The sequence below is a fragment of the Streptomyces sp. MS191 genome (genome assembly GCF_008042125.1).
Classification (GTDB): Bacteria; Actinomycetota; Actinomycetes; order Streptomycetales; family Streptomycetaceae; genus Streptomyces.
This window is the reverse complement of sequence record NZ_RDBI01000040.1, coordinates 725,608-738,133: the sequence shown is the minus strand read 5'-3', so window position 1 is coordinate 738,133 and position 12,526 is coordinate 725,608. Positions and strand designations below refer to the sequence as shown.

General features: G+C 74.4%; 12 protein-coding genes and 2 pseudogenes. 5 read left to right on the top strand and 9 right to left on the bottom strand.

Going from position 1 to position 12,526, the window contains the following annotated elements; translation table 11 throughout:
• Nucleotides 1-128: 128 nt before the first annotated feature.
• Nucleotides 129-200, top strand: a pseudogene (locus tag EAO71_RS38680) (hypothetical protein); the annotation flags it as partial.
• A 60-nt stretch (nt 201-260) separates the two neighbouring features.
• On the opposite strand, the pseudogene EAO71_RS10290 reads toward EAO71_RS38680, so the two are convergent.
• Together EAO71_RS10290 and EAO71_RS10285 are read right to left on the bottom strand one after the other, a co-directional pair.
• A pseudogene (locus EAO71_RS10290) lies at nt 261-740 on the bottom strand (TerD family protein); the annotation flags it as partial.
• Nucleotides 741-785: 45 nt separating this feature from the next.
• Nucleotides 786-1,016 carry a hypothetical protein gene (locus EAO71_RS10285; protein WP_147977447.1) on the bottom strand — a complete coding sequence of 77 codons (231 nt, stop codon included), beginning with the start codon at nt 1,014-1,016 and terminating at the stop codon, nt 786-788.
• A 52-nt stretch (nt 1,017-1,068) separates the two neighbouring features.
• Here EAO71_RS10285 and EAO71_RS10280 point away from each other — a divergent pair, with 52 nt between their 5' ends.
• A complete protein-coding gene (locus EAO71_RS10280; RefSeq protein WP_261992083.1) occupies nt 1,069-2,037 on the top strand; it encodes an AraC family transcriptional regulator in 969 nt (322 codons plus the stop codon).
• Nucleotides 2,038-2,276: 239 nt separating this feature from the next.
• On the opposite strand, the gene EAO71_RS10275 is transcribed toward EAO71_RS10280, so the two are convergent.
• Nucleotides 2,277-3,134, bottom strand: a complete 858-nt coding sequence (locus tag EAO71_RS10275) for an NAD-dependent epimerase/dehydratase family protein (protein ID WP_147977445.1) — start codon at nt 3,132-3,134, stop codon at nt 2,277-2,279.
• A 203-nt stretch (nt 3,135-3,337) separates the two neighbouring features.
• On the opposite strand from EAO71_RS10275, the gene EAO71_RS10270 reads away from it, so the two are divergent.
• Together EAO71_RS10270 and EAO71_RS10265 are read left to right on the top strand one after the other, a co-directional pair.
• Nucleotides 3,338-4,267, top strand: coding sequence for a 5-dehydro-4-deoxyglucarate dehydratase (locus EAO71_RS10270; RefSeq protein ID WP_147977444.1), 930 nt, complete (start codon nt 3,338-3,340; stop codon nt 4,265-4,267).
• The gene (locus EAO71_RS10265) at nt 4,264-5,397 is read left to right on the top strand and encodes a hypothetical protein (protein ID WP_147977443.1); all 1,134 of its coding nucleotides are present in this window, start codon (nt 4,264-4,266) and stop codon (nt 5,395-5,397) included. The genes EAO71_RS10270 and EAO71_RS10265 overlap by 4 nt, the downstream gene beginning before the upstream one ends.
• 15 nt (nt 5,398-5,412) lie before the next feature.
• On the opposite strand, the gene EAO71_RS10260 is transcribed toward EAO71_RS10265, so the two are convergent.
• Entirely contained in the window at nt 5,413-6,627 is a 1,215-nt protein-coding gene (locus EAO71_RS10260) for an MFS transporter (RefSeq protein WP_147977442.1), read from the bottom strand.
• A gap of 72 nt (nt 6,628-6,699) precedes the next feature.
• Nucleotides 6,700-7,092, bottom strand: coding sequence for a hypothetical protein (locus EAO71_RS10255; protein WP_147979210.1), 393 nt, complete (start codon nt 7,090-7,092; stop codon nt 6,700-6,702).
• Between the two features lie 69 nt (nt 7,093-7,161).
• On the opposite strand from EAO71_RS10255, the gene EAO71_RS10250 reads away from it, so the two are divergent.
• Entirely contained in the window at nt 7,162-7,770 is a 609-nt protein-coding gene (locus EAO71_RS10250) for a GNAT family N-acetyltransferase (RefSeq protein WP_147977441.1), read from the top strand.
• A gap of 148 nt (nt 7,771-7,918) precedes the next feature.
• Here EAO71_RS10250 and EAO71_RS10245 read toward each other — a convergent pair whose 3' ends face one another.
• The 4 genes from EAO71_RS10245 to EAO71_RS10230 all read right to left on the bottom strand — a co-directional run bounded on the left by EAO71_RS10245 (nt 7,919) and on the right by EAO71_RS10230 (nt 12,397).
• Nucleotides 7,919-9,367 (bottom strand): peptidoglycan D,D-transpeptidase FtsI family protein, encoded by a 1,449-nt coding sequence (locus EAO71_RS10245; RefSeq protein WP_147977440.1) that lies wholly within the window; start codon nt 9,365-9,367, stop codon nt 7,919-7,921.
• 125 nt (nt 9,368-9,492) lie between these two features.
• Nucleotides 9,493-10,140: a response regulator transcription factor gene (locus EAO71_RS10240; protein WP_147979208.1), complete on the bottom strand. Its 648-nt coding sequence runs from the start codon at nt 10,138-10,140 to the stop codon at nt 9,493-9,495.
• Nucleotides 10,140-11,414: a sensor histidine kinase gene (locus tag EAO71_RS10235; protein ID WP_261992082.1), complete on the bottom strand. Its 1,275-nt coding sequence runs from the start codon at nt 11,412-11,414 to the stop codon at nt 10,140-10,142. Before EAO71_RS10235 ends, EAO71_RS10240 begins: the two co-directional genes overlap by 1 nt.
• Nucleotides 11,411-12,397 carry a hypothetical protein gene (locus EAO71_RS10230; RefSeq protein WP_147977439.1) on the bottom strand — a complete coding sequence of 329 codons (987 nt, stop codon included), beginning with the start codon at nt 12,395-12,397 and terminating at the stop codon, nt 11,411-11,413. The genes EAO71_RS10235 and EAO71_RS10230 overlap by 4 nt, the downstream gene beginning before the upstream one ends.
• Between the last annotated feature and the right edge of the window lie 129 nt (nt 12,398-12,526).

Genomic DNA, 12,526 nt, shown 5'->3' with positions numbered 1-12,526 from the left:
CGCCCCTTCGGCCGCGCGCTGTGCGCGATGATCACTCCTTTCACCCCCGCCGGCGCCCTCGATCTCGACCGGGCCGGCGACCTCGCCGTCCGTCTCGTCTCCGCCCCTTCGGCCGCGCGCTGTGCGCGATGATCACTCCTTTCACCCCCGCCGGCGCCCTCGATCTCGACCGGGCCGGCGACCTCGCCGTCCGTCTCGTCTCCGAGGGCTGCGACGGCCTCGTCCTCAGCGGCACGACGGGCGAGTCGCCGACCACGACGGACGCCGAAGTCGGTGGCGATGCCGGCCAGCCCGTTCGCGTACCCCTGGCCCACCGCGCGGGCCTTCCACGCGCCGTTGCGGAGGTAGATCTCCACGACCACCAGCGCCGTCTCCGTGCCGAGCTGCGGCGGGGTGAAGGTGGCGAGCACGCTGCCGTCGTCGGCACTCCGGATGGTCGCCGTGGGCTCGACGCCCTGGAAGGTCTGGCCCGCCGCGTCGGGGCTGGCCGTGACGACGATCTTCTCGATGCCGGCGGGCAGCGCCCCGGTGTCCACGACGATCGCGTCCGGCGCCGTGCCGCCGCCGGAGCGGTAGGTCACACCGGGGCCGGCCGGCTGGTTGTAGAAGATGAAGTCGTCGTCGGAGCGCACCTTGCCGTCGGCGTTGAGCAGGAGGCCCGAGACGTCGAGCCGCACCGGGGCGGCGACGTCCACCGCCACGCGCGCGACGGAGAGAGGGATGTTCGAGCCGGGGGTCATAGCGGTCATGCCAGGGGTAACGAGCGAGGCGGCTTTGCCGTTCCCTTACCTTCGGCCACCCTGGTGACGCGGGTGGCTGCGGGCCGTGCGCTCGTTGCCGAACTTGTACGAGCCGGTCCAGCGGGCCATCACCAGCTGGGCGTCCCCCGACACCACCTCCGCCAGGAACTTCTCCGCGCGGCTCCCGCGCAGGGTGCCCGCGGGGCGCCCCTGGTGGGTGAGGACCACGGTGCCGTCCGCGCGTCGGTCGTAGCTGAATCCATGAGGGCGAGGCATGGCGACATCCTCGCGGTCGGGGAGGGGCCCGTCATGTGAATATTCTTCGGGTGTGGGTGGGAGCAGCTTCCGTACGCGGGACGTCGACGAGGCGCGGCTTGAGATAGACGCGCGGTACTACGCGAACTTCATGGACGTCATCGAGCGGCAGGAACGTCCCTTCGCCGCCCGGTTCGACACCTTCGCGCTCGGGCCGCTGGTCATCGGCGATCTGTCCTGCGGTGCCGACGTGCGGATGCGCTTCGGCGAGCTGGGCGCGTTCCACGTGAACGCGCCGATGAGCGGCACGATGGAGCTGCGGCAGGGCGGCGGGTCCCCGATGCTGGCGACCGCGGCCGAGGCACTGCTGCTCGACCCCTTCGGCGACACCTCCCTGGACCGCTGGAGCGGGGACTGCCGGGCGCTCTCCGTCAAGATCGACGCGACGGCCCTGCACGACCAGCTCACCCGGTTGCTCGGACGCCCGCCCCGTGGCCGGCTCGGCTTCGAACCGCGTCTGGACATCTCCCGCGGGCCGGGGCTCGCCTGGGTGCGGCTGGCCCGGCGGGTGGCGGCGGAGGCGCTCGCGGGGGAGAGCCTGGCCCACCACGAGCTGGTCGCCCGCCCGCTCCAGGAAGCCCTGCTCAACGGGTTGCTGCTGGCCGCCGAGCACCCCTGGCGCGAGGAGCTCGCGCACCCCGGGGAGCCGCTGCGCCCAGCGCCGGTGAAGCGGGCGATGGACGCCGTACGGGCCCGGCCGGAGCACCCCTTCACCACCACCGAGCTCGCCGCGCTGGCCAAGGTCAGCGTGCGACGGCTCCAGGAGTCGTTCCGCGAGTACGTGGGGATGGCGCCGATGGCGTTCGTCCGGGAGGTCCGCCTCGACCGGGTCCACGAGGAGCTGCGGGCCGCCGAGCCCGGCGAGCTCGGGGTGAGCGAGGCGGCCTGGCGGTGGGGCTTCACCCATCAGGGCCGGTTCGCCGCGCAGTACCGGGCACGGTTCGGCGAGTCGCCCTCGCAGACACTGCGCGGGGCGGGCTGAGCACGCACTGCGCGGGTGCGGCCGGGCCCCGCCCCGGGCCCGTCCGGTACGGGGACGCCGGTGTCCGGTCCCGCCGCGTTATCCGGACAGCGGCCGCGTTCGGCGGATCGCGGTGCCGGCCCGCCCCGGCCTAGTGTTCGGGTGTCGCGTGTGCCAGCGCATGCCGTGACCCGGGCCCCGGCCGGCGCTCCCCCGCATCAGTCCGGCCGGGCCCGTGCATCCCCTCCGTCGGGGCCGTGTCAGTGCGGCCAGCGCGGCGGCGAGGTGCAGAAGTGGCCGCCCAGGTGCGCGTTCGCCGGGTCGTCGTCGGCCGGCTCCCCCTGTGCGGCGAGGAGCTTCTCCGCGTAGGGCTCCGAGTCGTCCTGCGGCTCGTAGCCCAGGGCCCGGGCCGAGGCGAGGTCCCACCAGAGCCTGGTGTTGGCCGAGGAGCCGTAGACGACGGTGTGGCCCACACCCCGCGCGGTGAGGGCGGCGTGCAGCAGCCGGGCGCAGTCGGCCGGGCTCAGCCACATGGACAGCATCCGGACCGAGGTCGGCTCGGGGAAGCAGGAGCCGATCCGCACGGAGACCGTCTCCAGCCCGTGCTTGTCCCAGTAGAACTGCGCCATGTCCTCGCCGAAGCACTTGGAGAGGCCGTAGAAGGTGTCCGGCCGGTGCGGGGTGTCGACGGGGATCACCGGGTCGCCCGCGCGGGGGCGCGGGGTGAAGCCGACCGCGTGGTTGCTGGAGGCGAGGACGACCCGCCCCACCCCCTCCTCGCGGGCCGCCTCGTACAGGTGGTGCAGGCCCGTGACGTTGGCGGCCATCACCTTCTCGAAGGTGGACTCCAGGGAGATCCCGGCGAGATGGACGACGGCGTCGACGCCGCGGACGGCCTCCCGCAGCGCCTCCCGGTCGGCGAGGTCGGCGACGATCGCGTCCGGCGCGCCGTCGACGGGGACGACGTCGAGGAGCCGCAGCCGGTAGCCGTACGCGGGCAGCAGGTCCCGCATCAGGGTGCCGACGCCACCGGCCGCGCCGGTGAGCAGGACGGTGCGGGGCGCCGAGGCCGCCGGGGCGGCTGAAGCCGCTGAAGCCGCAGAAGCCGCTGAAGACATAGCCAGGATCTCCGTCCGTAGATCAGGTTCACAAACGTGGACACGCTAGGGAGTGGTGTAGAGGCCGTCAAGAGTGCGGGTCGGAGGGTTGTTTGCGCCTTGACCGGCGCTTCACGGCTGTTCTAGCGTGAAGATGTTCAAGAATATGGACGGCAATCAGAATTGTGCACGCTGCTGCACGACGGACTTCCCTGGGAGCGCCCGTGACCTCAGCCTCGCTCGCCGACCGGCTCGACGGCCTGCTGTTCTTTCCCGTCACCGCCTTCGGCCCGGACGGCGCCGTCGACCTCGACACCTTCCGCGCCCACGTGCGCGACGGCATCGACGCGGGCGCCGCCGCCGTGTTCGCCTGCTGCGGCACCGGTGAGTTCCACGCACTCACCCCCGAGGAGTTCCACGCCTGCGTCCGCGCAGCCGTCGAGGAGGCCGCCGGCCGCGTGCCCGTGGTGGCCGGCGCCGGATACGGCACCGCGCTCGCCGTCCACTACGCGAAGCTCGCCGAGGACGCCGGCGCCGACGGCCTCCTCGCCATGCCTCCCTACCTCGTCGTCGCCGACCAGGCGGGGCTGCTGCGCCACTACACCGAACTCGCCGCCGCGACCGCCCTCGACGTCATCGTCTACCAGCGCGACAACGCCGTCCTCACCCCCGAGACCGTCGTCGCCCTGGCCCGCGTCGAAGGCGTCATCGGCCTGAAGGACGGCCTCGGCGACCTCGACCTCATGCAGCGGATCGTCAGCGCCGTCCGCGCCGAGGGCCTCGACCTGCTCTACTTCAACGGCCTGCCCACCGCCGAACTCACCGGACTCGCCTACCGCGGCATCGGCGTCACCCTCTACTCCTCCGCCGTCTTCTGCTTCGCCCCCGACATCGCCCTCGCCTTCCACGCCGCCCTCGCCTCCGGCGACGACGCGACCGTGAACCTGCTCATCGACGGCTTCTACCGCCCGCTGGTCGAACTGCGCGCACAGGGCCGGGGATACGCCGTCTCGCTCGTCAAGGCGGCCGTGCGCAGCGCGGGCCGGGACGTCGGCGAGGTCCGCCCGCCGCTGAGCGAACCCGCGCCCGAGCACCTGAAGGAACTCCTCGCGATCATCGAGCGCGGCCGCGCACTGCTGGCGGCCGGCGCATGAGGGCCGGGACCTTCGTCTACCCCTGGGACGTCGTGGGCGACCCGGCGGCGCCCGGGCTGCTCGCCGGCCTCGGCGTCGAGACCGTCACACTGGCGTCCGCGTACCACTCCACGCGCGCGCTGACCCCCCGGCACCCGGCGCACCGGATCGTCACCGCCGAGCACGCCGCCGTGCTCTACCCGCCGGACCCGGACCGCTGGTCCGGCCACACCCTGCGGCCGTACCCGGCGGGGGAGTGGGCGCCGGGCGACAGCTACGGCGAGGCCGCGCGGGCCCTCGCCGACGCGGGCCTGGAGGTGCACAGCTGGGTCGTCCTCGCCCACAGCTCCCGCCTCGGCGGCGAGCACCCGGCGACCTCCGTCGTCAACGCCTACGGCGACCGCTACCCCTGGGCGCCCTGCATCGCCCGGCCCGCCGTGCGCGCCCACCTCGTGGAGCTCGCGGCCGAGGCGGCGGTCCGGCCGGGCGCGGCCGGCACCGAGCTGGAGTCCTGCGGCTGGTACGGCCTGGCCCACCTCCACGCGCACGACAAGACGGCGGGCGTGCCGCTCGGGGACCGCGAGCAGTACCTGATGTCCCTGTGCTTCTGCCCGTCCTGCCGCGAGGGGTACGCGGCCGAGGGCGCCGACCCCGACGAGCTGGCGGCGTCGGTACGCGGCGCGCTGGCGCCGGTCTGGTCCGGCGGCGGGTCCGCGCGGCCCCTCGACCGCTTCGAGGACGCCGTCCTGTCCTGGCGCACCCGGACCGCGCGGAGCCTCCAGGAGGACGTCGTGCGGGCGGTCCGGGCGGCCGCCCCGCCCGGCTTCCGCGTCCTGCTCCACGCCGACCCGGACCCCGCTCGCTGCGGCGCCAACGCGGGCGTGGATCCGGCGCACGTCCTCGGGCTGGCGGACGGCGTCGTCACGCCGGCCGCCTCCGTGGCCCCCTTCGCGGCGCACGCGGGGGCCGCGACCGTCCTGGCCGCCAACCTCCCCGTGGTCGCGGGCATGGGGGGCTCCCCGCGCACCCTGGCCGACGACGCGAAGCGGGCGGCCGAGGCCGGTGCGGGCGAACTCCGGCTCTACCACGCGGGTCTGGCCTCGGACGCCGACCTGGCGGCGGTCCGGGAGGCCCTGCGGACGCTGAGCTGACCCGCCCGTCCCGGCTCAGCGCGCGGCCCGTGGCTCCGGCACGGGCCGCGGCTTCCGGCCGCGGCGGAAGCCCGCCCACGGCGGCGCCGCCAGCACACCCGCCCCGGCCAGCCCCGCCGCGCCCACGACCGGCAGCAGGACGCGGACGTCGAGGACGGCGACCAGGCCCGCGCCGAGCGCCAGGGCGAGCGCGTTCGGGACGAAGACCAGTGTGTGGGCGGTGGCCGCCACACGGCCGACCGCCTCCGCGGGGGCCTCCCGCTGGACGGCCGTCACCGCGGCGATCAGCACCGCGGGCAGACCGAGGCCGATCGCCGCACCGGCCGCCAGCGCCGCCGCGTCGTACGGCAGGGCGCGGGCGGCCACCGCCAGAGCGAAGAGCCCGAGCCCCGCCGCGGCGAACAGCCGCTCCGGCACCCGGCGCAGCAGGCGTCCCGCCACGAGCCCGGCGACGACCGAACCCACCCCCTGCGCCGCGTACAGCACGCCCGCGTACGCCGGGGCGTGGCCGAGTCCCCGGTCCACCACCGCGTAGACCGCGGCGCCGTTCAGACCCGCCAGCAGCATCGTGAAGGAGCCGCCGAGGACCAGCGGCCGCAGCGTCGCCGAGGAGCGGATCACCCGCAGCCCCTCGGCCGTGTCCCGCAGCCAGTGGGCCGACTCCCGGCGCGGCGGCGGCTCCTCCCGCACCCGCAGCAGCGCGAACGCCCCCGCCGCCAGGGCGAACGTCGCCGCGTCGAGCAGTGCCACCGGCCCGCCGCCGTAGCGCGCGAAGAGACCGGCCGCCACGAGCGGGGCGACCAGCTTCATGCCCTCGCCCACCGTGGTCCGCAGCCCGTTGAACTCCCCGAGCAGCCGCCGGTCGAGCACGCTCGCGGCCAGCGCGACCTCCGCCGCCTCGTGGACGACGCCTTGGACCCCGTACACCACCAGCACCGCGAACAGCAGCCAGATCCGGTCCGCGGAGTCCACCCGGAGCAGCACCGGCAGCAGCGCCGCCATCGCCAGGTCCGCGCCCACCATCAGCGGTCGCCGCCGCACCCGGTCCGCCAGGGTGCCGAGCAGCGGGCCGCACAGGGCCGGCGCCCACAGGGCGAAGGCGGTCAGGGCCGCCAGCGCGTCCGAGCCGGTGAGGGACTTGACCCAGATCCCCGAGACCAGCCACAACGCGGTGGACCCGAAGCCCGACACCAGGACACCGGCCAGATAGAGGCCCGCGGTTCGTCTCATGCCGCTCAGCGTGGCGTCTGAGGTGGGCCCCGCGGATCGGTCATCCGCCCTATGCCCCCGGGCGGGCGGGGGTCACGCCACGGCGTTCCTCCGGGCCGCCCGGCCCTCGTGGCGCAGCGCGGCGCCCGTCACCACCGCGCCCACGCCCTCCCACAGCCCTACGCCGAGGAACCCGGCGGGGGCGCGGCCCGTGACGACCGCGAGGGTGAACACGGCGCAGGTCAGCAGCCGGAAGGGCACCGTCCAGCGGAAGAAGGCCTTCCAGTCGGCCAGGGCGGCCAGCACGTAGTAGACGCCCATGTTGAGCGCGGCCATGGAGGAGGCGGTCAGGAAGACCGGGGTGTGGTCGCCGTCGGCCCGGGCGGCGTCGGGCACCGGATCGAAGCCCATCGCCGTGAGCAGGAGGTCCGGGGCGACCAGCCCCACCACCCCCATGGTCGCGGCGAGCAGCCCGAACACCGCCATGGTCCAGCCGGAGAGGGAACGGGGCAGCCGCACGGCGGTCCTCCACGAGATCGAATCTATGCTCGGATCATGAGTGACCTTGCATACCGTGTCGCGGGGCCTTCCGACCAATCCGCCCTCGCCGGGCTCGACGACTCCTTCACGACGGACTACGTCTACGAAGTCGCCGCGGGCGACATCGGGTTCGGGCTCCGGCTCGTCCCCGTCGACCCGCCGCTGGTCAAGGTCTACCCCGACGACGGGGACGCGGGGGATGCCGCGACCGGTGCGGACGACGCCGGGAGCGTCGGGAAAGCCGGGGCCGCGTACGACACCGGCACCGGGCCGGACGGGTCAGGTGCGCACGAGATCGTCGCGGTGGACTCCGACGGCGCGCTCCGCGGTTTCGTCGCGGTCGCCCACGAGCGGTGGAACCGGCGCCTGGTCATCCGGCGGATCACGGTCGACTCCGCCCACCGCGGCCGCGGCATCGGAGGCGAGCTGATGCGCCGGGCGCTGGCCCACGGGCGGGCGGTGGGCGCCCGTACCGCCTGGCTGGAGGTCACCAGCGTCAACGTGCCGGCGGTCCGGGCCTACCGGCGCATGGGCTTCCGGCTCTGCGGCCTGGACACCACCCTCTACACCGGCACCGCGTCCGAGGGCGAGACCGCCCTCTTCATGGCCAGGCCCCTCACCTGAGCCGCGGCCCGTACACGGCTTCCGAGCCGTGCCCCGGACGTCCCCTGAGCCGCGGCCCGTACACGGCTTCCGAGCCGTGCCCCGGACGTCCCCTGAGCCCGGTCCGGGGCCGCGTCCGCGCGGCGTCCCGGCCGTCCGGGCCCCGGTGTCACCTCAGCGCCGCCTTCATCATCTTCTGGGCCACCGGAGCCGCCAGCCCGTTGCCGCTGACCTCCGAGCGGGCCGCGCCCGAGTCCTCGATCATGACGGCGACCGCGACCTCCTTCCCGGTGTCCGCGTCCTTGGCGTAGGACGTGAACCAGGCGTACGGCGTCTTGCTGTTGTTCTCGCCGTGCTGGGCCGTTCCGGTCTTGCCGCCGACCTCGGCACCGCCGATCGCCGCGTTGGTGCCGGTGCCCTGCTCGACCACCGTCACCATCGCGCTGCGCAGCTGCCGCGCCGTCTCGGACGAGACGACCCGCCGGGTGTCCCCGTCGTCGTAGGACCGGAGGGCGTCCCCGTCGGAGTCGACCACCTTCGAGACCATGTGCGGGGAGGCGAGGAGTCCGTCGTTCGCGATCGCCGCGGACACCATCGCCATCTGCAGCGGGGTGGCCGTCACGTCGAACTGGCCGATACCGCTCAGCGCCGTCTGCGCCTTGTCCATGCCGGACGGGTACACGCTCGGGTAGGCGCGGACCGGGACGTCACGCTCGGTGTCGTCGAAGCCGAACTTCTCCGCCATGACCTTGACCTTGTCCTGGCCGAGGTCGACGGCCAGCTTGGCGAAGACGTTGTTGCAGGAGTAGCGCAGCGCGGTGCGCAGGCTGGCGTCCTCGCAGGGCGCCGAGGCGTTCTCGTTCTTCAGCACGGTCCGGGTGTTCGGCAGCGTGTACGGGTTCGGGCTGTCGGTCGGCGTGTCCACCGAGGCGTACCTGCCGTCCTCCAGGGCCGCCGCCGCGACGACCAGCTTGAAGGTCGAGCCCGGCGGCAGCGGCTGCCGCAGCGCCCGGTTGACCAGCGGCTTGTCCTCGTCGGTGGTCAGATCCTGCCACGCGGAGCCGTCCGTGAGCCCGGCGATCTTCGAGGGATCGTACGAGGGGGTGGACACCATGCCGAGGATCCGGCCGGTCTTCGGGTCGATGGCGACGGCCGCTCCCTTCTTGTCGCCGAGGGCCCGGTAGCCGGCCTTCTGCACGTCCGGGTCGATGGTGGTGAGCACGTCGCCGGGCTCCTGCTGCTTGCCCGTGAGGGCGTCCAGCGGGTTCTTCAGGCGGGTGTCGGTACCGTCCAGGACGTCGGAGTAGATGCCCTCCAGCTGCGTGGCGCCGTAGGCCTGGGAGCTGTAGCCGGTGACCGCGGCGTAGAGCTCGCCGTCGGTGTAGCTGCGCTTGTAGGCGAGATCGCCACCCTCCGTCCTCTTCGAACCCGTGACCGATTCTCCGGCCACGACGATGTTCCCGAGCGGCTGCGCGTACTGCGCCATGATCTTCCGCCGGTTGGTCTTGTCGTCCGCGAGCGCCTTGCCTTCGTACGCCTGCACCCAGGTCGCCCGCCCCAGCAGGGCGAGGACCAGGAGCAGCGAGAAGACCGAAGCGCGCCTGATCGTCTTGTTCATCCCATGGAGGGACGAACGGAACGGGGGCGGTCGTTCCGGATGTGTCCGGTTTCTCAGGGAACCCTCATCCGCGCGAGGGGGAGGTGAGAGCGCGGTCACACCCTCGCCGGCGGGGGCCGCGCCGCTCAGCCGGGCGTGACGAACCCCGACTCGTACGCCGCGACCACCGCCTGGGTGCGGTCCCTGGTGCCGGTCTTCGACAGGACCGCCGCCACGTGGGTCTTGGCCGTCGCCGGGCCCACCCCGATCCGGCCGGCTATCTCCGCGTTGGTCAGCCCCGACGCCATCAGCCGCAGGACCTCGGCCTCCCGCTCGGTCAGCCGGGCCACCCACGGCGGTGCCTGCGCAGGACCTCGGCGGGCGTGCTCGGCCGCCAGGGCCCGCACCGCGGCCGGGTACAGCAGCGAGTCGCTGCGGGCCACCAGCCGGACCGCGCCCACCAGCTCGTCGGCGGCGACCCGCTTCAGCAGGAAACCGGCCGCGCCGGCCCGGAGCGCGTCGTACACGTAGGAGTCGTTCTCGAAGGTGGTGACCACCACGATCCGGGGCGGCTCGGCCAGGTCCGCGAGGATCCGCCCGGTCGCCCGGATCCCGTCGAGAAGCGGCATCCGTACGTCCATCAGCACCACGTCCGGCCGCAGGTCGCGCACCACCGACACCGCCTCCGCGCCGGTCGAGGCCTCGCCGACGACCTCCAGGTCCGGCTCGGCGTCCAGGATGACCCGCAGGGCGGTGCGCACCATCCGCTCGTCGTCGGCGAGGACGATCCGGATCACCGGGCGCCCCCCTTCCGGGCCGGGCCGCCCGCCAGGGGCAGCCGGACGGCGAGCCGCCAGACGTCCCCGGCGGGGCCGGCCTGGACCGTGCCGCCCAGCAGCCGCGCGCGTTCGCCCATGCCGAGCAGACCGCGGCCTCCGTCCGGCCGTGCCACCGGCGCACCGCCGGTCAGCGGGTTCTCCATGGTGATCTCCAGTTCCTCTTCGTGCAGCGCGAGCCGTGCGGTGACGCGGGCCCCGCCGGCGTACCGTGCCGCGTTCGTCAGTCCCTCCTGGACGATCCGGTACGCCTCCCGGGACACCGCCTCCGGCACCCGCTCGGGGTCTCCGGTGACCGTGAGCGCCACCCGCGGCCCCGCGCCCCGCACGAGGGCGTCCAGTGCGCCGAGCCCCGGGCCCGCGAGCTCCGCCTCGTCGTCGCCCCGGCGCAGCAGGCCGAGGACCGAGTCCAGCTCGCCGACCGTGCGCCGGGTCGTCTCCTCGATCGCGGCGAGCGCCTCCCGTACGAACTCCCGGTCGCGCGCCGAGCCGCTGTCCAGCACCCTGCGGGCGGCGCTCGCCTGGAGGGTGACGGCGCTCAGCGCGTGGCCCACCGAGTCGTGCAGTTCACGGGCGAGCCGGTTGCGCACGGCCAGTTCGGCGGCGCGCCGTTCGGCCGCCACGAGCCGGTCCGCCGGACTCGGTCCGAGCAGCGCCGGTGCCCGGCCGGCCAGGAAGGCGCCCGTCGCCGCTGCCACGGCCGCGAGGCCCAGCAGCAGGAGCAGTCCCGCCGGAAGGCAGGCCCACTGCACCCACGGCCGGTCCAGCGCCCAGAACCGGGCCGCGGCCGAGGTGCGCAACCCGGCCCAGAAGGGCAGGAGCAGCAGCGAGACCGCGAACGGCGGGAGCGCCAGCGTCGCCCCGCTCACCAGCGTCCCGGCCCCGAGGTGCAGGACGAACCAGCCCGCCGTCCTGGCCCGGTCGGACCGGCCGCGGGCCGGACCCTCGGCGAACCGGTCCGCCGCGACCCCGCACAGCGCCCGTGCCGCCGCCACCGACATCGGCCGGGTGAGCGGGAAGAGCGAGACGACCGCGGCGAGCGGCAGTCCGACGGCGTACGCGGCGAACTGCGCGCCCAGGTCGCCCCCGAACGCCGACCGCCCCTCGTCGAAAGGCGCCACGAGGACCGTGCCGACCAGCCAGAACGGCATGAACAGGGCGCCGCCCAGGATGAGATGGACCCAGCGCAGTCTGGCCCGCTGTCCCAGCAGCAGGACGCCCGCCCGTCTCACGCGCTCGCGTTCCGGCGTCGCAGGAAGACGGCCGTGACAGCGGCGAGCAGCACCCCCGTGATCATCTCGCCAGCGTAGGTCAGCCGCGCGACGTCGGTGAAGGTTCTGGCCGGATCACCGTCCGGCAGGGCCGCCACCAGGCTCATGTACGCGCCCCAGCAGCCGACCGCGCCCGAGCCGACCCAGGCCACGGCCATGACGGAGCGGACCGGCAGCGCACGGCAGCGGCGGAACGCGAGCAGCAGGACACCGGTGACGGCGGCGCCGATCAGGAGCAGCTGCGCCCACTGGAGGACGTGGAAGTCGGCCGTGCGGTCGCCGATCTGCCCGGCCGACAGGCCCCGGTCCGCACCGAGGGCCCAGGCCAGCCGGACGGCGGCGGGGGCCAGGGCCAGCAGCGAGGCGACGACCGCCGTGGCGCGCGCGCCGGTGCCGAGGAGGCGGGCGGGGACGTCGCCGACCGTGCCGCGCCAGAGGTGGCCCCAGCGGTCCCGGGTGTAGAGCACGAAGAGCGTGCCCAGGGTGAGGCCCTGGACGATGAAGCCGCCGTAGACGACGCCGAACACCCACGAGTCGAGGAACGGCTCGCCCTCGCTGGTCGGTTTGCTCGGTCCGGTGAACAGGGCGGTCACGAGCTGGGCCGGGAACCCGATCATGATCGGGGCGAGCAGGCCGGTCGCGGCCCACATCGGGAACGCCAGCAGCCAGGGCCGGACGCGCAGCCCCCACGGCTGGGTGAGCAGCAGCGCGAGGACCACGACCAGGGCGTCCGCCACCACGGAGACCGAGTTGGCGACGATCAGCAGGGTCCGGTGTTCCAGGAGCGGGCTGCCGGCCGGGATGCCGAGGTCGCTGCCGGCCACCCAGGCGACCTTGAGGCCGATGTAGGGCAGGCAGGCGATCTCGACGAGGGTGCGCAGCACCCGGCGGGTGCGGTCGGCGGGCGGGGGTGTCGGCGTGGGGCGGGCCAGGGTCCGTGTCATGGCCCCACGCTTTCGCCCGGGAGGCCCGTCGCACGTCCCTCCCGAGGGCGGACCGTCTCCGCCGGGCGGCGGAGGAGGAGTCCTCCGCGAAGGAGAATTGACCCATGATTTTGCTGGTGAAATGCACCT

Excerpts from the sequence above, each read along its gene's own strand:
- EAO71_RS10285 (WP_147977447.1), bottom strand. The coding sequence starts at position 1,016 with ATGCCTCGCCCTCATGGATTCAGCTACGACCGACGCGCGGACGGCACC.
- EAO71_RS10275 (WP_147977445.1), bottom strand. The coding sequence starts at position 3,134 with ATGTCTTCAGCGGCTTCTGCGGCTTCAGCGGCTTCAGCCGCCCCGGCG.
- EAO71_RS10265 (WP_147977443.1), top strand. The coding sequence starts at position 4,264 with ATGAGGGCCGGGACCTTCGTCTACCCCTGGGACGTCGTGGGCGACCCG.
- EAO71_RS10260 (WP_147977442.1), bottom strand. The coding sequence starts at position 6,627 with ATGAGACGAACCGCGGGCCTCTATCTGGCCGGTGTCCTGGTGTCGGGC.
- EAO71_RS10255 (WP_147979210.1), bottom strand. The coding sequence starts at position 7,092 with ATGGCGGTGTTCGGGCTGCTCGCCGCGACCATGGGGGTGGTGGGGCTG.
- EAO71_RS10250 (WP_147977441.1), top strand. The coding sequence starts at position 7,162 with ATGAGTGACCTTGCATACCGTGTCGCGGGGCCTTCCGACCAATCCGCC.
- EAO71_RS10245 (WP_147977440.1), bottom strand. The coding sequence starts at position 9,367 with ATGAACAAGACGATCAGGCGCGCTTCGGTCTTCTCGCTGCTCCTGGTC.
- EAO71_RS10230 (WP_147977439.1), bottom strand. The coding sequence starts at position 12,397 with ATGACACGGACCCTGGCCCGCCCCACGCCGACACCCCCGCCCGCCGAC.